The sequence below is a fragment of the Phenylobacterium sp. genome (assembly GCF_030698145.1).
Lineage (GTDB): Bacteria > Pseudomonadota > Alphaproteobacteria > Caulobacterales > Caulobacteraceae > Phenylobacterium.
In genome coordinates this window covers 1-18,863 of the sequence record NZ_JAUYNW010000142.1, presented here as the reverse complement: position 1 = coordinate 18,863, position 18,863 = coordinate 1, and the positions used below count along the sequence as shown (strand labels likewise).

14 protein-coding genes and 1 pseudogene are annotated in these 18,863 nt (G+C 68.8%); 6 read left to right on the top strand and 9 right to left on the bottom strand.

What is annotated here, in order from left to right; genetic code table 11:
* The first annotated feature begins 18 nt into the window (after nucleotides 1-18).
* Both Q8Q77_RS19735 and Q8Q77_RS19730 read left to right on the top strand, forming a co-directional pair.
* A complete protein-coding gene (locus Q8Q77_RS19735) occupies nucleotides 19-2,307 on the top strand; it encodes an NADP-dependent malic enzyme (protein ID WP_305585702.1) in 2,289 nt (762 codons plus the stop codon).
* Nucleotides 2,308-2,397: 90 nt separating this feature from the next.
* Complete coding sequence (locus tag Q8Q77_RS19730) at nucleotides 2,398-3,696, top strand: Hsp70 family protein (RefSeq protein WP_305585700.1); 1,299 nt, start codon at nucleotides 2,398-2,400, stop codon at nucleotides 3,694-3,696.
* On the opposite strand, the gene Q8Q77_RS19725 is transcribed toward Q8Q77_RS19730, so the two are convergent.
* From Q8Q77_RS19725 to Q8Q77_RS19705, 5 genes are all read right to left on the bottom strand, one after another.
* On the bottom strand, nucleotides 3,693-6,506 hold the full coding sequence (locus Q8Q77_RS19725) for a pitrilysin family protein (protein WP_305585698.1): 2,814 nt from the start codon (nucleotides 6,504-6,506) through the stop codon (nucleotides 3,693-3,695). The genes Q8Q77_RS19730 and Q8Q77_RS19725 overlap by 4 nt on opposite strands.
* Before the next feature lie 76 nt (nucleotides 6,507-6,582).
* On the bottom strand, nucleotides 6,583-7,566 hold the full coding sequence (locus tag Q8Q77_RS19720; RefSeq protein WP_305585697.1) for an NADP-dependent oxidoreductase: 984 nt from the start codon (nucleotides 7,564-7,566) through the stop codon (nucleotides 6,583-6,585).
* Between the two features lie 110 nt (nucleotides 7,567-7,676).
* Complete coding sequence (locus Q8Q77_RS19715; protein WP_305585695.1) at nucleotides 7,677-8,663, bottom strand: small ribosomal subunit Rsm22 family protein; 987 nt, start codon at nucleotides 8,661-8,663, stop codon at nucleotides 7,677-7,679.
* Between the two features lie 7 nt (nucleotides 8,664-8,670).
* Complete coding sequence (gene acs, locus Q8Q77_RS19710; RefSeq protein WP_305585693.1) at nucleotides 8,671-10,608, bottom strand: acetate--CoA ligase; 1,938 nt, start codon at nucleotides 10,606-10,608, stop codon at nucleotides 8,671-8,673.
* 87 nt (nucleotides 10,609-10,695) lie between these two features.
* Entirely contained in the window at nucleotides 10,696-11,352 is a 657-nt protein-coding gene (locus Q8Q77_RS19705; RefSeq protein ID WP_305585691.1) for a TetR/AcrR family transcriptional regulator C-terminal domain-containing protein, read from the bottom strand.
* A 98-nt stretch (nucleotides 11,353-11,450) separates the two neighbouring features.
* Between Q8Q77_RS19705 and Q8Q77_RS19700 the strand changes: the two genes are divergently transcribed.
* The 3 genes from Q8Q77_RS19700 to Q8Q77_RS19690 all read left to right on the top strand — a co-directional run bounded on the left by Q8Q77_RS19700 (nucleotide 11,451) and on the right by Q8Q77_RS19690 (nucleotide 16,602).
* Entirely contained in the window at nucleotides 11,451-12,824 is a 1,374-nt protein-coding gene (locus tag Q8Q77_RS19700) for a cytochrome P450 (RefSeq protein WP_305585690.1), read from the top strand.
* 59 nt (nucleotides 12,825-12,883) lie between these two features.
* On the top strand, nucleotides 12,884-14,947 hold the full coding sequence (locus Q8Q77_RS19695) for an acylase (RefSeq protein WP_305585689.1): 2,064 nt from the start codon (nucleotides 12,884-12,886) through the stop codon (nucleotides 14,945-14,947).
* Between the two features lie 74 nt (nucleotides 14,948-15,021).
* Nucleotides 15,022-16,602 carry a M28 family metallopeptidase gene (locus Q8Q77_RS19690; protein ID WP_305585687.1) on the top strand — a complete coding sequence of 527 codons (1,581 nt, stop codon included), beginning with the start codon at nucleotides 15,022-15,024 and terminating at the stop codon, nucleotides 16,600-16,602.
* On the opposite strand, the gene Q8Q77_RS19685 is transcribed toward Q8Q77_RS19690, so the two are convergent.
* From Q8Q77_RS19685 to Q8Q77_RS19675, 3 genes are read right to left on the bottom strand one after another with little or no spacing between them, the layout of a single operon-like run.
* Nucleotides 16,599-16,919 carry a hypothetical protein gene (locus Q8Q77_RS19685; protein WP_305585686.1) on the bottom strand — a complete coding sequence of 107 codons (321 nt, stop codon included), beginning with the start codon at nucleotides 16,917-16,919 and terminating at the stop codon, nucleotides 16,599-16,601. The two genes, Q8Q77_RS19690 and Q8Q77_RS19685, sit on opposite strands and share 4 nt — an antisense overlap.
* A 29-nt stretch (nucleotides 16,920-16,948) precedes the next feature.
* A complete protein-coding gene (locus Q8Q77_RS19680; protein ID WP_305585684.1) occupies nucleotides 16,949-17,281 on the bottom strand; it encodes a hypothetical protein in 333 nt (110 codons plus the stop codon).
* A gap of 35 nt (nucleotides 17,282-17,316) precedes the next feature.
* Nucleotides 17,317-17,652 (bottom strand): hypothetical protein, encoded by a 336-nt coding sequence (locus Q8Q77_RS19675; protein ID WP_305585681.1) that lies wholly within the window; start codon nucleotides 17,650-17,652, stop codon nucleotides 17,317-17,319.
* A 295-nt stretch (nucleotides 17,653-17,947) separates the two neighbouring features.
* Between Q8Q77_RS19675 and Q8Q77_RS19670 the strand changes: the two genes are divergently transcribed.
* Nucleotides 17,948-18,703, top strand: a complete 756-nt coding sequence (locus tag Q8Q77_RS19670) for a creatininase family protein (protein ID WP_305585679.1) — start codon at nucleotides 17,948-17,950, stop codon at nucleotides 18,701-18,703.
* A 37-nt stretch (nucleotides 18,704-18,740) separates the two neighbouring features.
* On the opposite strand, the pseudogene Q8Q77_RS19665 reads toward Q8Q77_RS19670, so the two are convergent.
* Nucleotides 18,741-18,863 (bottom strand): annotated as a pseudogene (locus Q8Q77_RS19665) (IS110 family transposase); the annotation flags it as partial.

Here is an 18,863-nt window from a genome sequence, read left to right as displayed (position 1 = left end):
GAAGGAACCGCCGCACCTATGAGCGACGCCGAAAAACGCACCTTCACCGACGAAGAAGCGCTGCACTTCCACAAATATCCGACGCCTGGGAAGATCGCGATCGCGGCCACCAAGCCGATGGCGACGCAGCGCGACCTCTCCCTGGCCTATTCGCCGGGCGTGGCGGTGCCGGTGCTGAAGATCGCCGAGGATCCGGAGGCGGCCTACGACTACACCTCCAAGGGCAACTTGGTGGCGGTGATCTCCAACGGCACGGCGATCTTGGGGCTGGGCAATCTGGGCGCCCTGGCTTCGAAGCCCGTGATGGAAGGCAAGGGGGTGCTCTTCAAGCGCTTCGCCGATGTCGACGCCATCGACATCGAGGTCAGCGCCACCGATCCCGACGAGATCATCACGGTGGTCAAGAACATCGGCATCACCTTCGGTGGCATCAATCTCGAGGACATCAAGAGCCCCGAGTGCTTCCGCATCGAGACCGAGCTGCAGGAGCTGCTCGACATCCCGGTGTTCCATGACGACCAGCACGGCACGGCGATCATTTCGGCCGCCGGCCTGATCAACGCCTGCCACATCACCGGCCGCGACCTGAAGGACGTGAAGGTGGTGCTGAACGGCCCGGGGGCGGCGGGCATCGCCACCCTCGAGCTGATCAAGGCCATGGGCCTGACGCCCAGCAACGTGATCGCGGTGGACTCCAAGGGCGTGCTCTGGCGCGGTCGCACCAACGACATGAACCAGTACAAGAGCGCGCATGCGATCGACACCGACAAGCGCACCCTGGCCGAGGCCCTGGAGGGCGCCGATGTGTTCATCGGCCTGTCGGTGAAGGGCGCCCTGACCGCCGACCTGGTGAAGAAGATGGCGCCCAAGCCGATCATATTCGCCATGGCCAATCCCGATCCGGAGATCACTCCCGAGGAGGTTCATTCCGTCCGTCCCGACGCCATCGTCGCCACCGGCCGGTCGGACTACCCCAACCAGGTCAACAACGTCCTGGGCTTCCCCTATATCTTCCGCGGTTCGCTGGACGTGCGGGCGCGGCGGGTGAACATGGAGATGAAGATCGCCTGCGCCAATGCGCTCGCGATGCTGGCCCGCGAGGACGTACCCGACGAGGTGGCCGCCGCCTATCACGGCATGCAGTTGAAGTTCGGCCCGCAATACATCATCCCGAGCCCGTTCGATCCCCGGCTGATCTGGTACATCCCGCCCTTCGTCGCCCAGGCGGCGATGGACTCCGGTGTCGCCCGCAAGCCGATCCCGGACATGGACGCCTATCGCGCGTCCCTGGCCCAGCGCCTCGACCCGACCGCGGCCTTCCTGCAGAAGCTGCAGGGCGCGGTGCTGAAGGCGCCCAAGAAGCGCGTGGTCTTCGCCGAGGGCGAGGAACCCAGCGTGATCCGCGCCGCCTACGCCTTCGAGGCCGCGGGCCTCGGCCACGCAATCCTCGTGGGCCGCGAGGAGCTGGTGCGCGAGAACATGATCGCCGCCGGCCTGGATCCGGCCGAGTCGAAGCTCGAAGTGATCAACGCCCGGCTCTCGGACCGCAACCCCGACTTCGTCGAGTTCCTCTACAAGCGGCTGCAGCGCCAGGGCTATCTGAAGCGCGACGTCCAGCGGCTGATCAACCAGGATCGCAACTCCTTCGCCGCCTCCATGGTGGCGCTAGGCGAGGCCGACGGCATGGTCACCGGTGTCACCCGCTCCTACGACCAGGTGCTGGAAGAGGTGCTGCGGGTGATCGATCCGGCGCCCGACGGCCGGATCATGGGCATGAGCGTGGTGCTGTCCAAGGGCCACACCCTGTTCATCGCCGACACCAATGTCACCGAGATGCCCGAGGCCGACGAACTGGTGGAGATCGCCTGCGAAGCGGCCCGTGCGGTCAAGGTGCTGGGGTACACACCCCGCGTCGCCTTCATGTCCTATTCGACCTTTGGCAATCCCATGGGCCTGCGCTCCGAGAAGGTGCGCGACGCGGTGGCCATGCTGGACGAGATGGAAATCGAGTTCGAGTACGAGGGAGAGATGCCTCCGAAGGTGGCGCTCAATCCCGAGAAGCGCGGCAACTATCCGTTCATGCGGCTGTCGGGCCCGGCCAATGTGCTGATCATGCCGGCCATCCATTCAGCGGCCATCTCGACCCAGCTGGTCGAAGCCCTGGGCGGCGGCACGGTGATCGGCCCGATCCTGCTGGGCCTTTCCAAGTCGGTGCAGATCGCCCCGCTGTCGGCCAGCGTCTCGCGGATTCTCCAGGCCGCGACGCTCGCGGCCTACGAACAGGACATCGTGGAGGCCCAGAGCTGATGTCCGTGCGCACGCACACGAACTGACGGCTCGTCGCTCCAGGGGGTGCGGACGATCCGTCGTCCCCACCCCTCGAACAGGAGCGCGACCATGACCGGTCTCAGCATCGGCATTGATTTCGGCACGACGAACACGGTCGTCGCGCTCGCGGGCGCCGACGGTCCCGCGCACCTGGTGAAGTTCCCGGCCCCCGAGGCGGAGGTGTTCGCCTTCCGCTCGGCGCTCTCCTTCCACGCCCCGCCGGAACATCCGTCCGAGCGGACGGTGGAGGCCGGGCCGTGGGCCATCGAGGCCTATGTGGAGGACCCGCTGGAGACGCGGTTCATCCAGTCCTTCAAGAGTTTCGCCGCGTCGGAGAGCTTCACCGAGACCCAGATCATCGGGCGCCGCTACCAGTTCGAGGACCTGCTCTCGGCCTTCCTGTTGAAGCTTCGCGACCATGCGGGCGGCGACATGGCGGACCTGCCGAAGCGGGTGATCGTGGGCCGGCCCGTGGTCTTCGCCGGCGGCGCGCCGAAGGAGGAGCTGGCCCTCCAGCGCTACGAGGCCGCCTTCCAGCGACTGGGATTCACCGAGATCCTCTACGCTTATGAGCCGGTCGGCGCGGCCTTCTTCTTCGCCCGCGAACTCACCGAGGACGCCACCGTCCTGGTGGGCGACTTCGGCGGCGGCACCAGCGACTTCTCGATCATCCGCTTCTCCAGGGCGAATGGAGAGATCGTCTCCACCCCCATGGGTCGGTCGGGCGTCGGCGTCGCCGGCGACGCCTTCGACTACCGGATCATTGACAACATGGTGTCACCGGAGTTGGGCAAGGGCTCGTCCTACACCTCGTTCGGCAAGACCCTGCCGATCCCCAACCGCTACTATTCGACCTTCGCCCGCTGGGACCAGCTGGCCTTGATGCGGGCCAGCCGCGAGATGCGCGAGATCCGCAAGCTGGTGCGCGAGGCCGTCGAGCCCGAGAAGATCGCCCGCCTGGTCGAGACCCTGGACGAGAACTACGGCTACCTGCTCTACCGCTCCGTCTCGCGGCTGAAGGAGGCCCTGTCGGCCCAGACCAGCGCCCGGTTCGCCTTCGAGGCGGGGACCATCGCCATCGGTCGGGAGGTCGAGCGCGCCGAGTTCGAGGGCTGGATCGCGCCGGAGCTCGCCCTGATCGAGGGCGCGGTCGACGAGGCCCTGGCCGATGCGGGGATCACCGCGGACGGCGTCGACCGGGTGTTCCTGACCGGCGGCTCGTCCTTGGTCCCGGCCGTGCGCGATATCTTCCACCGCCGCTTCGAGCCCTCGAAGATCGAGACCGGCAGCGAACTGGAATCCATCGCCTCGGGCCTGGCCCTGATGGGCCGCGAGCGCGACCTCACCAAATGGGCGCGGCGGGCCTAGTTCGCCTTCTTGAGGTCCGCGCGATCGAGGTCGATCCCGGCGGCCGGGACAGTCTCCAGGTTCGGCCGGCGGGTCTTGAGCCCCTCCAGGAACGCCTTGGCGTCGCCGGCGACGACCACGCTGGCGGTGGCGGGATCGAGATGGGCCTTGGCGAAGGCCTGGACGTCGGCCGGGGTCACCGCCTCGACCTTGCCGGTATAGGCGCCGATCTCGGCCAGGGGCAGGTCGTAGAGCGCCAGGTTCCCCAGGATGTCGGCCAGGCCGCCGGTGGTGGCCAGTTCGCGGCCGAAGCCGCCCACCAGCACCGACTTGCGGGCCTTCAGCTCATCGGCGCCGGCCGGCGTCTGGGCCAGGCGGTTCAGCTCGGCGACGATCAGGTCGAGCACCTCGGGCGCCGACTCGTTCTTGGTCTGGGCCGCGGCGCGGAACAGACCGGTGGTCCGCTGCGCCGAAAGCCCGGAATTGGCCCCGTAGGAGAGGCCGCGCTTGATGCGGATCTCCTGGTTCAGGCGGGCGGAATAGCCGCCGCCCAGCACCGAGTTGGCGACGATGCCGGGATAGTAGTCGGGCGCGGAGCGGGGGATGGCGGCCTTGACCACGGTGACGGCGGCCTGGCCGGTGCCGGGCAGGTCGATGGCCACGGCGCGCGGGGCGGCCTTGGGCGCGACGACGGCGCGGACCGGGGGCGGACCCGCCGGGGCCTTCCAATCGCCGAAGGCCTCGTGGGCCAGGTCGAAGCCCTGCTCGGGGGTGATGGCGCCGGTCAGCACCAGGATGGCGTTGTCGGGCCGGAAGTGGGCGGCATGCAGCCGGGCGAGGTCGGCGGTGGTGACCTTGGTCAGCGAGGCCGGCGTGCCGGTGGCCACGTGGCCGAAGGGTGTGCCGGAGAACACGACCTGGGCTGTCGCCATGCTGGCGAGCGATCCGGGCGACTGGTAGGCCACGGAAAGGCCGTCCAGGGCCTGGCTGCGCTGGCGTTCCAGCTCCTCGCCCTGGAAGGCCGGATTGCGCGCCACGTCGGCCATGATGGCGAGCGCCGCCGGCAGCTTCTCGGGCATGACATTGAGGGTGACCGACGCGCTCTCCTGGGCCCCGCCCGCCTCCAGCGAGGCGCCCAGCGCCTCGGTCTGGCTGGCGATCTGCTGGGCGCCGCGGGTCTTGGTGCCCTCGGTCAGCATTCCGGCGGTCATACCCACCGCGCCGGCCAGGCCGTCGGGATCGGCCCAGGCGCCCGTCCGGACGGTGAGGTCGGCGGTGACCAGGGGCAGGTCCGAGGACTTGGCGACGATCACCCGCAGGCCGTTGGCCAGGGTCTTTTCCGAGGGTTTGGGCAGGACCGGGCTGACCGGCGTCCCCAGGGGCGGCGGGGCCAGGCGCTGGCCTTCGGGCGCCAGGGTGACGATCTCGCCCGCGTACTTGACCGAGGCCACCACCGCCGGCTTGGGCGTGGCGTCGGCCTGGCCCGCGGGCCGGTTGGCCTCGGCCTGGTAGCGGATGGTCATCCGGCCGGTGTCGGTCAGGTACTTCCGGGCGACCCGCTGGACGTCGGCGGCGGTGACCGCCTGCAACCGCGCCAGCTCGGTGTTGGCCAGGGCCGCGTCGCCCGCGGTGCGCAGGGCGTAGCCGAGCGCGAAGGCGCGGCCGTCGATGGTCTCGCGCTCGCGAAGCTTGGCCGAGATCAGCTCGTTCTTGGCCTCGGAGAGCTCGGCGGCCGTGGCCGGGGCGTCGCGCAGGCGGGCGACTTCTCCCAGCAGGGCCTTCTCGCCCTGCGCGATGGTCTTGCCGCCGGCGAGGATGGCGCCCATCGCCACCATGCCGGGCTGCTCGGGAAGCGAGGCGTCGGAGAACACGTCGGCCGCCACCTGCTGCTGGTAGACCAGGCTGTCATAGAGCCGCGACGACTTGCCTGACGACACGATGGCGTTGAGCACGGTGAGCGCCGGCGCGTCGGGGCTGGAGGCCGCCGGGGCGTGCCAGGTCATGGCGACGGCAGGCAGGGGCACATTGGGGCCATAGCCCTCAAAGACGCCGGCCTGGGTGCGCGGCGGCTCGACAGCGGTGACGCGCGCGATCGGCGCGGCCGGGCGCTTCAGGGGCGCGAAATAGGTGTCGACCCAGGCGTTGAGCGCCGCCTCGTCGAAATTACCGATGACGATCAGGGCGGCGTTGTCGGGCCGGTAATGGGCCGCGTGGAAGGCGCGCACGTCGTCGATGGTGGCGGCGTCCAGCTCCTCGATGGAGCCGATGCCCGGGCGCCTGTAGGGGTGGGTGGTGTAGGAGGCCTGGGGCAGCATCAGCCCGAACAGCCGGCCGTAGGGGCTGGCCAGGATCCGCTGGCGCAGCTCCTCCTTCACCACGTCGCGCTCGGACTTGAAGGTGGCCTCGTCGACCACCAGGGAGCCCAGGCGCTGGGCCTCCACCCAGAGCAGGCGCTGCAGATGGTTGGCGGGGACGACCTCGTAGTAGTTGGTGAAGTCGTCATAGGTGGAGGCGTTGTTGAACCCGCCGACGTCCTCGGTCATGCGGTCGATGGTTTCCGACGGCATGTCGCGCGTGGCCTTGAACATCATGTGTTCGAACAGGTGCGCGAAGCCCGAGCGGCCGGCCGGATCGTCCTTCGACCCCACCCCGTACCAGACCTGGACCGTCACATTGGGCGTGGTCTTGTCGACCGAGGAATAGACCTTCAGGCCGTTGGCCAGGGTCCGTTCCTTGTAGACGATCGGCGGGACCGTATCGGCGGCGAACGCGGGCGCCGCCAGCGCCAGGGTGAGGGTCAGGGCGAAGGCGCGAGCGGCGGTGCGGAACATGGACGCTTCCAGAATGGCGAGAGGCCGCGACCCTAGCACCGGCGCGGCCCCTGGGAAGCTTACGGGATTGTCATGATCAGCCGGCGAGGCGGACCAGCATCTTGCCGGAATTCCGGCCTTCCATCAGTCCGATCAGGGCGGACGGCGCGTTGGCGATCCCGTCCAGGATGGTCTCCTGGTACTTGACCTTGCCCTCTTTCAGCCAGCTCGACATGTCGCGCTGGAAGTCGCCGTAGAGGTGCATGAAGTCGGTGCCGACGAAGCCGCGCAGCATCACCCGCGAATAGATGATGTTCGACAGGTTCGAGACGGCCGAGTGGCCCGAGTTGTAGCCCGAGATGAAGCCGCAGACCGGCACGCGGCCGAGCGTGTTCATGCGGCGCAGGGCGGCCTCGAGATGGTCGCCGCCGACATTGTCGAAATAGACATCGATGCCCTTGGGCGTGGCGTCTTCCAGCGCCTGACGGATCGGGGTCTCCTTGTAGTTGATCACTGCGTCCAGCCCGACATCGTCCTTCAGCCAGGCGGCCTTGTCGGCCGCGCCGGTGGAGCCAACCACGTAGCAGCCCTTGATCTTGGCGATCTGGGCGGCGATCGAGCCCACGGCGCCGGCGGCGGTGGACACGAACACCTGCTCGCCGTCCTTCAGCGCGCCGATGTGCAGCAGGCCGCCATAGGCGGTGAAGCCGGTCATGCCCAGGGCATGCATGTGGGCGGTCAGCGACAGGTCCGGATCGGCGGCGAGCTTGGTCAGGCCCTTGCCGTCGGAGACGAAGAACTCCCGGAAGCCCAGGCGGTTGGAGACCAGGTCGCCGACCGCGAAATCGGGATGCTTGGACTGCACCACCTTGCCGAGCGCGCCGCCCATCATAGCGACGTTGAGATCCTGGCCGGAGGTCAGCCGGGGACGCATGGCCGGGTCCACCGACATGAAGAGGTTCTCGACCAGCACCTGGCCGTCGGCGGCGTCGGGCGTGGTCGTTTCGACCAGGGCGAAATGGTCCTGGCTGGGCATGCCCTGGGGACGGGCGACAAGGTGGATTTCACGGCTCTTGGGCATATGGGCCTCCCTGGGATTTATATGGCGCGGCCCGGAAATACGGTTGGGCCAGGGCGCAGTTGTCGCAAGGTCAACCGCGTTCCGCCAGCGAATTTAAACGCGCGTTCGAACTATTCCGCGGCCGGCAGGACGTCGCCCCAGCCGAGGTGCCGGGCCGCGGCGTAGGCGGGCTTGTCGCGGCGCGGGACGAAGCGCGGCGCGGCCGTTCCCTCCGGCGTGCAGAGCTTGAAGGTGATCCCGGGCTTGACGGCGTGCGGCGGGGCGAGGATGCGGGCCTCGCGGCGGCCGGCGGCCACGGCGGGCCGGGCCGCGACCAGGTAGATGAACTTCTCGTCCTCGAATGGGACCTCGCCGCCCTTGGCCAGGCGATGGTCTCGCGAGCGCGGCAGACGCTGGACGAAATGGCACCAGTCGGGCGCGACCAGCGGGCAGGGGGCGTGGTGCGGGCAAGGCCCGAGGATGGTCGCGCCCGCCGCGATCAGCCCTTCGCGGGCGGTCAGGATGCGGCCGTGGCCGGCCGGCGTACCGGGCTCGATCAGCACCAGCATGCCCAGGGTGGAGGCCCAGAGCGCGGCGATCGTCCCGGCCTGGCGGGCCGGCGCGATCTCGGCGAGCGCATAGCTGGCGACGACCAGGTCGGCGGCGGGCCAGTCCTGCGGTGCTGTCAGGTCGCCGCGCAAGCGTTGGGCGTCGCGCAGGGCGGCCGGTCCGCCGGCGGCCAGGGTCTGGGCCATGTCGAGGAAGGATCGGTTGGAATCCAGCAGGGTCGCGGCCGCAACGCCCGGCCAGGTCTCCAGCGCCGCCCAGCTCGCGCCGCCCGGTCCCGCCCCGGCGTCGAGCAAGCTCATGGGTGCAAAGCCCGGCGCGATCCGGGCGGCCTCGGCGAGCACATGGGCGCCGGCCGCATAGGTGGCGGGCAGGCGGGTCAGGACATAGGCCGTGGCGTCGGCCGCCGATCCCACCACCCCCGCGGAGGTCTGACCCGCGCGGTACTGCGCCGAGATCCTCGCCGACTGCTCGGCCAGGCCCTTGCGCGACACACCCTCCAGCAGGCGGTCGGCGGCCTGGCGCAGGGCGGGCGGCAGGTCCGGGCTCATGGAGACCTCAGGCCTCGCGGTTCTTCACCAGGTCGTCGACCACCGAGGGGTCGGCCAGGGTGGAGGTGTCGCCCAGGTTGGAGAGGTCGTTCTCGGCGATCTTGCGCAGGATGCGGCGCATGATCTTTCCCGAGCGGGTCTTGGGCAGGCCGGGCGCGAACTGCACCACGTCGGGGGCGGCGAACGGCCCGATCTCGCGGCGGACCCAGCCCTTCAGCTCGGCCTGCAGGATGTCGGTGGGGGTCACGTCGGCCTTGAGGGTCACGAAGCAGTAGATGCCCTGGCCCTTGATGTCGTGTGGGAAGCCGACCACCGCGGCCTCGGCGACGTTCTCGTTGCCGACCAGGGCGCTCTCGATCTCAGCGGTGCCCAGGCGGTGGCCCGAGACGTTGATCACGTCGTCCACCCGGCCGGTGATCCAGTAGTAGCCGTCCTCGTCGCGGCGGCAGCCGTCGCCGGTGAAGTACTTGCCGGCATAGGTGGAGAAGTAGGTGTCGAAGAAGCGCTGGTGGTCGCCATAGACCGTGCGCATTTGGCCAGGCCATGAGTCGGTGATGACCAGGTTGCCGCTGACCGCGCCGTGCAGGACCTTGCCCTCGGCGTCGACCAGCTCGAACTTCACCCCCGGCAGCGGCTTGGCGCAGGAGCCCGGCTTGGCGGGATGGGCCCCCGGCAGCGGGGTGGCCAGCGCCGCACCGGTCTCGGTCTGCCAATAGGTGTCGACGATAGGGCAGCGGCTGTCGCCCACCACCCGGTGGTACCAGAGCCAGGCCTCGGGATTGATCGGCTCGCCCACCGTGCCCAGCAGGCGAAGGGACTTGCGGCTGGTCCTGGTCACCGGCTCGTCGCCGTCGCGCATCAGGGCGCGGATCGCGGTCGGCGCGGTGTAGAAGATCTCTACCTTGTGCTTGTCGACCACCTCCCAGAACCGGGAGTTGGTCGGGTAGTTGGGGACGCCCTCGAACATCACCGTGGTCGCCGCATTGGCCAGGGGGCCGTACACCACATAGCTGTGGCCGGTGACCCAGCCCACGTCGGCGGTGCACCAGAAGACCTCGCCGGGGCGGTAGTCGAAGACGAGCTCGTGGGTGTGGGCCGCCCAGGCCAGATAGCCGCCGGTGGTGTGCAGCACCCCCTTGGGCTTACCGGTCGAGCCGGAGGTGTAGAGGATGAACAGCGGATCCTCGGCGTTCATCGGCTCGGGCTCGCAGACGTCGGAGACGTCCTGCTTGAGATCGGAGAAGTAGGCGTCGCGGCCCTCGACCATCGGCACATCGGCGCGGGTGCGGCGGACCACGATGACGTCGGTGACGCCCGGACATTGGGTCAGGGCCTCGTCCACGTTCTTCTTCAGCGGGACCACCTTGCCGCCGCGCATGCCCTCGTCGGCGGTGATGACGATCTTCGAGTCGCAGTCCTGGATGCGGCCGGCGATGCTGTCGGCCGAGAAGCCGCCGAAGATCACCGAATGCACCGCCCCGATGCGGGCGCAGGCCAGCATGGACACCGCCACCTGCGGGATCATCGGCAGGTAGATGGTGACGCGGTCGCCCTTCTTGACGCCCTTGGCCTTGAGCACATTGGCCATGCGGCAGACTTCGGCGTGCAGTTCCTTATAGGTCAGCTCGATGGCGTGTTCGCCGTCATCGGGCTCGAAGACGATGGCGGTTTGATCGCCCCGCGTGGCCAGGTGCCGGTCGAGGCAGTTGACCGAGACGTTCAGCACCCCGTCGGCGTACCACCGGATGTGGAAGGGATGCTTGTGGAAGGAGGTGTCCTTGGCCTGGGTGAAGGGCTCGATCCAGTCGAGGCGGCCGGCGATCTTGCGCCAATAGGCCTCCGGATCGGCTTCCACCTCGGCCACGGCGGCCTCGTAGCCCGCGGCGTCCATATGCGCGCGTTGCGCCCAGGCATCGGGAACCGGAAAGACCTCGCCTTCGCTCACTGCGCGCACTCCCTCTCACAGACTTGCGGGGAGTTATGCGGAGAGGGAGGCTTGGCGCAACAGGCCAGGACGGGGATTCGCCGATAATCAGGCTTTGGCGACCAGCCGTTCGAAGCCTGAGATCAGGCAGTCGAGGCCAAAGGCGAACTGCTCGTCGATGCTTCCGGGGTCGGCGAAGGCCTTGGCCGTGGTGGTCAGACGGGGATAGGCGCCGGTCTTCAGAAGCGCCCTGCCTTCCGCGTCCAGGCCGAGTCGGACGCCCTCCGGCTGCGCCCGGAGTTCACCCTCTCGGATCGACCAGTTGAGCACGTAGCCGAAGCAGGTGGCGAAGGCGTAGAAGGCGTCGCGCGGTTTGAGTCGGGCGTCCAGCAGCACGCCCAGCACGACATCCATCATCGCCATGGTGTTCGGGGCCACGAAGAAGCCGTTCGGCACCAGCCGCCCGATGTCACGCCGCGAAAGCAGATGCCGGCGCAGCGCCCAGGCCATGCGCCGCACGTCCTCGCGCCAATCGTCGCCCACGGGCGCGAATTCCAGGCCTGTCATCAGGTGGTCGTAGAGCGCGACCTCCAGGGCCCCCTTGTTGGCGACATACCAATAGAGTGCGGGAGCCTGCACCTTCAGTTCGGCGGCCACCGCCCGCATGGTCAGGCCGGCATGGCCCTCACGCTCCAGCACGACGGCTGCGGCTTCGATCACGGCCTCACGGGTGAGGTTCGGGTTGCTGCGGGCGAGGCGGGCCATGCCCCTAGTTCGGCGGTTTATTTAACGTTGTAAAGCTGTGCGTTCCGTGTCTTCTATTTAACGCCGTTAAATGACAAGGCGATATGCGGGAGGACGCCATGGATGCGCGCGTTTCCGAGGGGCCAAGGTTGGCTGGCTGGTCTCCGCCGCCGGCCAAACCCGTCTTCCGGCTGGGGCGGATTCACGATCCGCAGAATCCCATGCCGCAGATCATCCAGGCCGCCTATGAGCAGCCTGTCGTTCGCCAGGCCTCGCCCGTGGGCGCCTTCTACGTGGTCGGCGATCCCGAGGGCGTGAAGCGCGTCTTCCTCGACAATGTCGCCAACTATCCGAAAACCGACATGGAGCGGCGGCTGTTCGGCGCGATCTTCGGCAATGGGCTCCTGTCCTCCGAAGGCGACACCTGGCGCAGCCATCGCAGGACCATGGCCCCGCCCTTCGCGCCGCTGAGTGTGGCGTCCTACGCGCCCGGCATGGTGCGGGATGTGGCCGACTTCCAGACGTGCTGGGACCAGGCGCCGGCCGACGAACCCGTCGACGTGGCCCGGGACATGACGCGACTGACCTTGCAGATCATCTCACGCGCGGTGTTCTCCACCGACGGCGCGGAGCTCGGCGAGGTGATGGAGCGATCGATCGCCGGCGCCATGGACGCCACCCGCATCGGCTTGGCCGACTTCGTGCCGGTGCTTAGCGGGCTGCGCATGGCGGCGCGCGAGAAGCGGATCGCCGAGGTGTTCGCCGAGTTCGACGGCGTGGTGGCGCGACTGACCACCGAGCGGGAGCATAGCCCCGGCGGCGCTGACCTGCTGTCGCGCCTGATCGCCGCGCGTGACGCAGAGACGGGAGGTGGCATGACCGCCCAGGAGGTGCGCGACCAGGTGGTGACGATCTTCGTCGCCGGCCACGAGACGACGGCCGCGGCCATGGCCTGGATCTGGTACCTGCTCGCGCAGCACCCGCTGGCGGAGGCCAGACTGCACGCCGAACTCGACGCGGTGCTTGGCGGCCGCGCGCCCGCCGCCGAGGACCTGCCGAATCTCGGCTACACGCGAATGGTGATCGAGGAGGCCATGCGGCTCTATCCGCCGGCGCCCGGGACCTCGACCCGGATCGCCCTGCAGGCCGACGAGATCTGCGGCGTGAAGATCCCGAAAGGGGCCATGATCTGCGTGGCGCCCTGGGTGACCCACCGCCACCGGCTCTATTGGGACCGTCCGGAGGCCTTCGAGCCCGAGCGGTTCTCCAAGGAGAACGCGGCCGGCCGCTCGCGCTTCGCCTATATCCCGTTTGGGGCCGGACCTCGCGTCTGCATCGGCGCCAGCCTGGCCATGACGGAGATGCTGATCGTGCTGGCGACCCTGGCCCAGCGCTACCGCCTCGCCCTCGCGCCCGGCCACGAGGTCGAGCTGTTCCACCAGGTCACCGTGCGGCCCAAGGGCGGCCTGCCGATGATCGTCTCGCGGCGCTAGGGCTGGCATCGCGCGAGTGTCTCGCCCTAGGATCGCCGCGATCTCAGGGGGGACGAAACATGCAACTCAGGACGCCGGCGAGATACGCCGTAGGCGCCGTGCTGGCGGCGATGCTGACCGCGCCGGCGATGGCCGCCGACTACGACGTCCGCATCCGGCGCGACGCGTGGGGCGTGCCGCATATCCTGGGCAAGACCGACGCCGACGCGGCCTATGGACTGGGCTACGCCCAGGCCGAGGACGACTTCGCGACCCTGCGACAAGGCACGCTCGCGGCGCGGGGCCTGCTGGCCACGGAGCAGGGACCTTCGGGCGTCGAGAGCGACTACATGGTCCATCTGCTGGACGTCTGGGGCGTGATCGACCGCCGCTATCAGAAGGATCTGCCGGCCGAGGTGAGGGCCGTGCTCGAGGCCTATGCGGCGGGCGTCAACGCCTACGCCGCCAAGCATGAGGCGGGCGGAGGCGTCGCGCCCTTCACCGGCCCCGACCTGGTCGCCGGCATGATCCTGAGCAGCCCCAACTTCTACGGCCTGGACGGGGTCTTCCGCCGGACCATGGCGCCGGCCAAGAAGGCTGGGACGGCCTCACCCATCGTGGCCGCCGAGCTGTCGCTGGAGACCCCGCCGACCGGGTCGAACGGCCTGGCCGTCGGTCCGGCCCGCTCGGCGGACGGGGCCACCCGGCTCCTGGTCAACTCGCACCAGCCCTTCACCGGCCCCTTCGCCTGGTACGAGGCGGTGGTGGAGAGCGGCCAGGGCTGGCACGTCACCGGCGGCTTCTTCCCCGGCTCGCCCTTCATGCTGCACGGACACAACGCCCATCTGGGCTGGGCCAATACGGTCAACAACCCCGATCTGGCCGATGTCTACACGTTGTCAATCAACCCGGCCGACCCTGACCAATACCGCCTCGACGGCGCCTGGAAGACGCTGGAGAAGCGCACGGTCCAGATTCGGGTCAAACAGGCCGACGGTAGCCTGAAGCCGGTCGAGCGCGAGGTGCTGAGGTCCGTCCACGGCCCGGCGGTCCGCACCGATCACGGGGTGTTCGCCGTGCGCTATTCCGGCCAGGACGAGGTGCGCCAGGCCCAGCAGTATTTCGCCCTGAACAAGGCCCGGTCGCTGGCGGAGTGGAAGAAGGCCATGGCCCTGCAGGCCCTGCCCTCGATCAACTACGTCTATGCCGACGAGAAGGGCAATGTGGGCTACGTCTACAACGGCAAGTTCCCGGTGCGGAAAGAGGGCGTCGACTGGAGCGGGATCGTTCCGGGTGACCGCTCCGACCTGATCCCGAAAGCGCTGGTCCCGTTCGCGAAGATCCCGCAGCTGTGGAATCCGAAGTCGGGCCTGGTGTTCAACTCCAACAACACCCCGTTCCGCGCCTCGGACCCGGCCGACGACCTGAAGCCCGCGGCCTATTCCAAGACCCTCGGCGTCCAGGCCAACATGACCAACCGCGCCTGGCGGGTGCTGGAGACCTACGGCGCCGATCCCTCCATCACCGAGGCGGAGTTCGACGCCTACAAGTACGACCTCGCCTATAGCGTGGAGTCCGACGCGGCCAAGTCGGCGCAGGCCGTGGCGGCCCTGGACGTCGGCGCCGACGCCGAGCTGGCCGCGGCCAAGGCCCTGGTGACGAGCTGGGACCGCAGGACCGACGTGGCCAACCGCGCCGCCGCGCTCAGCATCCTCACCGCCATCGCCATCCAGGGCGGCGCGCCGCCCCTGACCGCGCTCAAGCAGTCGGCCGCCCAGATCAAGAGCTTCTACGGCCGCATCGACCCGCAATGGGGCGAGGCCAACCGCATCCGGCGCGGGGTGCTGGACATGCCGGTCGACGGCGGCCCCGATGTGTTCCGGGCCATCTATGGCCGACCGGGCCTGGACGGCCGGCTCGCCGCCCTGGCCGGCGACACCTATGTGATGTTCGTGAGCTGGGACAAGGCGGGCAAGCTCTCCTCCCGCAGCGTCCATCAGTTCGGCGCCGCGACCCTGGACCGCGCCTCCCCCCACTATGCCGACCAGACCCCCCTGTTCGTGGGGATGAGGACCAAGCCGGTGCTGTTCACCGAAGCGCAGCTCGCCGGTCACATCCGCCGCGACTATCGGCCCGGGGAGTGACGCCGCCTTAAACTTGTGCGGCGCTCGCGGATCGGCGCAGTGTGAGGGTTCGATTCCGTTTGGAAGTGTTCCGCATGCGTCTGGTTCTTTTCCTCTGCGTCGCCTTGGCCGCCACCCCCGTCCTGGCCGCGGCGCCCCTCACGGACGAGGCGCGGTGGTGGGGTCACGTGGAGACCCTGGCCGGGCCCGAATTCGAGGGCCGACTGACCGGCAGCCCCGGTCACGCCAGGGCCGCGGCCTACGCCGCCGAACGCTTCAAGACCTATGGGCTGGAGCCTGCCGGAACCGAGGGCTATCTCCAGCCCGTCACCTTCGTCGTGCAGAAGGTCGACGCGGCCAGGTCCGGCGTCGCCCTGGTCGCCGGAACCGAGACCCGCGCCCTTGAGGTCGGGCCAGACATCATCCTGGGGTCGCGCATCCCGCAGCTTCCCGTCGTCGAGGCGCCGCTGGTGTTCATCGGCTACGGACTGCACCTGCCGGAGATCGGGGTCGACGACTTCGCCGGGCAGGACCTCAGGGGCAAGATCGCGGTCTATATGAACGGCGGCCCGGGCGAGATCTCGGCGGCGCTGAAGTCGCATTCGCGGGGCGTCCAGACCTGGCGCGCGGCCCAGGCCGCCGGCGCGATCGGCCTGATCTCGCTCTCCAGCCCGAAGACCGCCGAGGTTCCCTGGGCGCGGACCATCGAGAACTCCATCCAGCCCGGCATGTACCCGGTCGACCCGGCCCTGCAGGAGGCCGGCGCGCCCAAGTTCTCGGCCTCGTTCAACCCTGCCACGGCGCAGAAGCTGTTCGCCCGCTCGGGCCACAGCTTCGCCGAGGTGGTCGCCCTGGCCGACGCCGCCAAGCCGATGGCGGGCTTCGACCTGAAGGTCGGGCTGAAGGCCAATGTCGCGTCCACGGTCTCGGAGACCACCTCCCAGAACGTGGTCGCCCGGCTGCCGGGCTCGGATCCCAAGCTCGCCGCCGAGCATGTAGTGATCACCGCGCATATCGACCATCTCGGCCTCAACGAGACCGGCAAGGGGCCCGCCTACTATCCCGGCGCCATGGACAACGCCTCGGGCGTGGCCAGCGTTCTGGAGGTCGCCCGCCAGATGGCGTCGGCCAAGGTGAAGCCCAAGCGCTCGGTGCTGTTCGTCCTGGTCACCGCCGAGGAGAAGGGCCTGCTGGGGTCGAAATATTTCGCCGAGCGGCCCACCGTGCCGAAGGCCTCCGTGGTCGCCAACCTCAACATGGACATGGCCCTGCCGCTCTGGCCCCTGACCTCGGTGATCGTCCTGGGCGTCGATGAAAGCACGCTCGGCGACGCCGCCCGCGCCGCGGCGAAGTCCCAGGGCCTGGACTTGGTCGCCGACCCCTATCCGGATCGCAATTCCTTCATCCGCTCGGACCAGTACAGCTTCATCCGCGCGGGCGTCCCGGCGCTGGCCTTCAAGTTCGGGTTCAAGCCGGGCACGCCGGAGGCGGAGATCGAGCGGGCCTGGCGGTCGAACCGCTATCACGGCCTGGCCGACGACCTGTCGCAGCCGGTGGAGCGCGCCGAGGCGGTGAAGTTCAACGCCTATATGGCGGCTGTGGTGCTGCAGGCCGCCAATGCGTCCACCCGCCCGGCCTGGAAGGACGCCAGCTTCTTCAAGCGGTTCGCGGACTAGCGCGTCGGCTCGTTCGGACGGGGGTAGAACTCGCAGCCCTTGGGTCCGCTGCCGCTGCCGCTGCATTCGCCCAGCTTGACTTCAACGACCCCGATGTTGCGGGCCTTGGCCTTGGCGGTCCATTCGCTGAGCTTGCGGCAGTCCTTGGTAATGCGCACGCGTGAGCCGGTCTCGTTGGACTTGCGGCAGATGACGGGATCCTCGCGCTCGACCTTGGGCGCCGTGACGGTCACCCCCGAGACAGTGTTCGACGGCGGGGATTCCCGGTCCTGGGCCAGGGCCGGCGGGCCCGCCAGGAGAGCGGCCGCGAGGGCCAAGATGAGTCTCCGCCGCATCCGCCGCCCCCCTAGCCGCCAGGCCGCGGATAGAGCTCGCAGCCCTTGGATCCGCTGCCGGAGCCGCTGCACTCCATCCACTTCACCTCGTCCACGCCCATTTTCCGGGACTTGGCCTTGGCGGCCCACTCGCTCAGCTTGCGGCACTGCTTGATGACGCGCACGCGCGAGCCGGTCTCCGGCGACTTGCGGCAGATGACCGGGTCTTCGGATTCGGGCTTGGCCGGCGACGTGACCGTCACGCCCGACACCGTATTGGGGGCCGGCTCAGGCGGAGCGATCGGCGCCTGAGCCAGGACGGGCGATCCGGGCAGGAGCGCCGCGCCGAGGATCAGAGGAAGCACGCATTGCATCGGTCGTCGCCTTCAGGTCGGGCCGCCTAGTTGCCGGGCGGGCGCGGGGTGAGGTCGCAGGCCGCGCCGCCGCCGCCGCAGTCGCCCATCCGCACGCTCTCGACGCCGCGACCGCGGGACTTGGCCTTGGCCACCCACTCGCTCTTCTTGCGGCATTCCTTGAGCGCGCGGACGCGCGAACCGGTTTCCGGGGCCTTGCGACAGATGACGGGATCGTCGATCGCGGCGGGCGCGGCGTCGGACGCCGTGCCTCCGGTGACCGTCACGCCCGATACGGTGTTGGGGGCCTCCGGCGTCGGGGCGGCCGCGAATGCGGCGCCGGCCATCAACACGGCGAAGGTCAGGGGCAGTACAAAGCGCATAAGAAATCCACTGTTTCGAGTTTTGAATTGGCCTCACATTCCGCCAAGGCTTGGCCGGAGGCAAGCCCCTGAGGTTACGAAACAGTTACCAACTCTATTCCAGCGTGCGTCGCGAGAAGCCGAAATTCCGCGTCCAGCGGGCGAAAACGAGCTCCAGGATGCGTTCGAGGCGGGCGCTCACGTCACTCTCATGTCACTCGCCCGATCCCTGGATTTTCGGAGCCGGGGGCTCTGTCGGCGGATCTGCAAGGTGCTATGACGGGAGCCCACCCGCGACCTGGAACCGGACCCTCGGATGCTGCTCCACCTCTCCACCTGGCAAGAAATCGAAACCTATCTGGAACGCTCCAGGACGGTGGTGATCCCGATCGGCTCCAACGAGCAGCATGGGCCCACGGGCCTGCTCGGCACCGATTGGCTGTGCCCGGAGATCATCGCCCATGAGGCGCAGAAGACTTCCGACCTGCTGATCGGACCGACCTTCAACATCGGCATGGCGCAGCACCATCTGGGCTTCCCGGGGACCATCTCCCTGCGGCCCTCGACCTTCATCGCCGCGATCGGCGACTGGGTGCGGTCGCTGCACGCCCATGGCTTCGAGAAGATCTATTTCCTGAACGGCCACGGCGGCAACGTCGCCACCATCGAGGCGGCCTTCTCCGAACTCTACGCCGAGGCGAGCTTCGCCCGCGTCGAGCGCGGCTTCTCCTGCAAGCTGAAGAACTGGTGGGAGCTGAAGGGCGTGCTCAGCCTCGCCAACCGCCAGTTCCCGACCGGCCACGGCAGCCATGCGACGCCGTCGGAGATCGCGGTCACCCAGTGGGCCTATCCCGACCACATCAAGGCCGCGAACTACGCGCCGCAAGTTGCGCCGACCGGTCCGATCCGCGAGGCCAAGGATTTCCGCGCCCGCTATCCCGACGGCCGCATGGGCTCCGATCCCGCCCAGGCCACCCCGGAAAAGGGCGGCGAGCTGGTCGCCATGGCCGCCGCCGGCCTGATCGCCGACGTGGCCGAGTTCGCCGCCGAACCGTTCCCGGCCCGGGGCTAGCACAGGCCTAGATCCTCCGTTGGGGGAGCAACCGTAGTTAGGCTGGCGCATGTCTCCAGTCTGTGTTGTCGCGGATCATGGCGTTGAGGGTGACGAGGAGCCGTCGCATGCAGGCGGTGAGGGCGAGCTTTGTGGGCTTTCCGGCCTGGACCAAGCGCTG

Excerpts from the sequence above, each read along its gene's own strand:
- Q8Q77_RS19700 (WP_305585690.1), top strand. The coding sequence starts at position 11,451 with ATGGATGCGCGCGTTTCCGAGGGGCCAAGGTTGGCTGGCTGGTCTCCG.
- Q8Q77_RS19730 (WP_305585700.1), top strand. The coding sequence starts at position 2,398 with ATGACCGGTCTCAGCATCGGCATTGATTTCGGCACGACGAACACGGTC.
- Q8Q77_RS19675 (WP_305585681.1), bottom strand. The coding sequence starts at position 17,652 with ATGCGCTTTGTACTGCCCCTGACCTTCGCCGTGTTGATGGCCGGCGCC.
- Q8Q77_RS19720 (WP_305585697.1), bottom strand. The coding sequence starts at position 7,566 with ATGCCCAAGAGCCGTGAAATCCACCTTGTCGCCCGTCCCCAGGGCATG.
- Q8Q77_RS19735 (WP_305585702.1), top strand. The coding sequence starts at position 19 with ATGAGCGACGCCGAAAAACGCACCTTCACCGACGAAGAAGCGCTGCAC.
- Q8Q77_RS19670 (WP_305585679.1), top strand. The coding sequence starts at position 17,948 with ATGCTGCTCCACCTCTCCACCTGGCAAGAAATCGAAACCTATCTGGAA.
- Q8Q77_RS19695 (WP_305585689.1), top strand. The coding sequence starts at position 12,884 with ATGCAACTCAGGACGCCGGCGAGATACGCCGTAGGCGCCGTGCTGGCG.
- Q8Q77_RS19690 (WP_305585687.1), top strand. The coding sequence starts at position 15,022 with ATGCGTCTGGTTCTTTTCCTCTGCGTCGCCTTGGCCGCCACCCCCGTC.
- Q8Q77_RS19715 (WP_305585695.1), bottom strand. The coding sequence starts at position 8,663 with ATGAGCCCGGACCTGCCGCCCGCCCTGCGCCAGGCCGCCGACCGCCTG.
- Q8Q77_RS19725 (WP_305585698.1), bottom strand. The coding sequence starts at position 6,506 with ATGTTCCGCACCGCCGCTCGCGCCTTCGCCCTGACCCTCACCCTGGCG.
- Q8Q77_RS19705 (WP_305585691.1), bottom strand. The coding sequence starts at position 11,352 with ATGGCCCGCCTCGCCCGCAGCAACCCGAACCTCACCCGTGAGGCCGTG.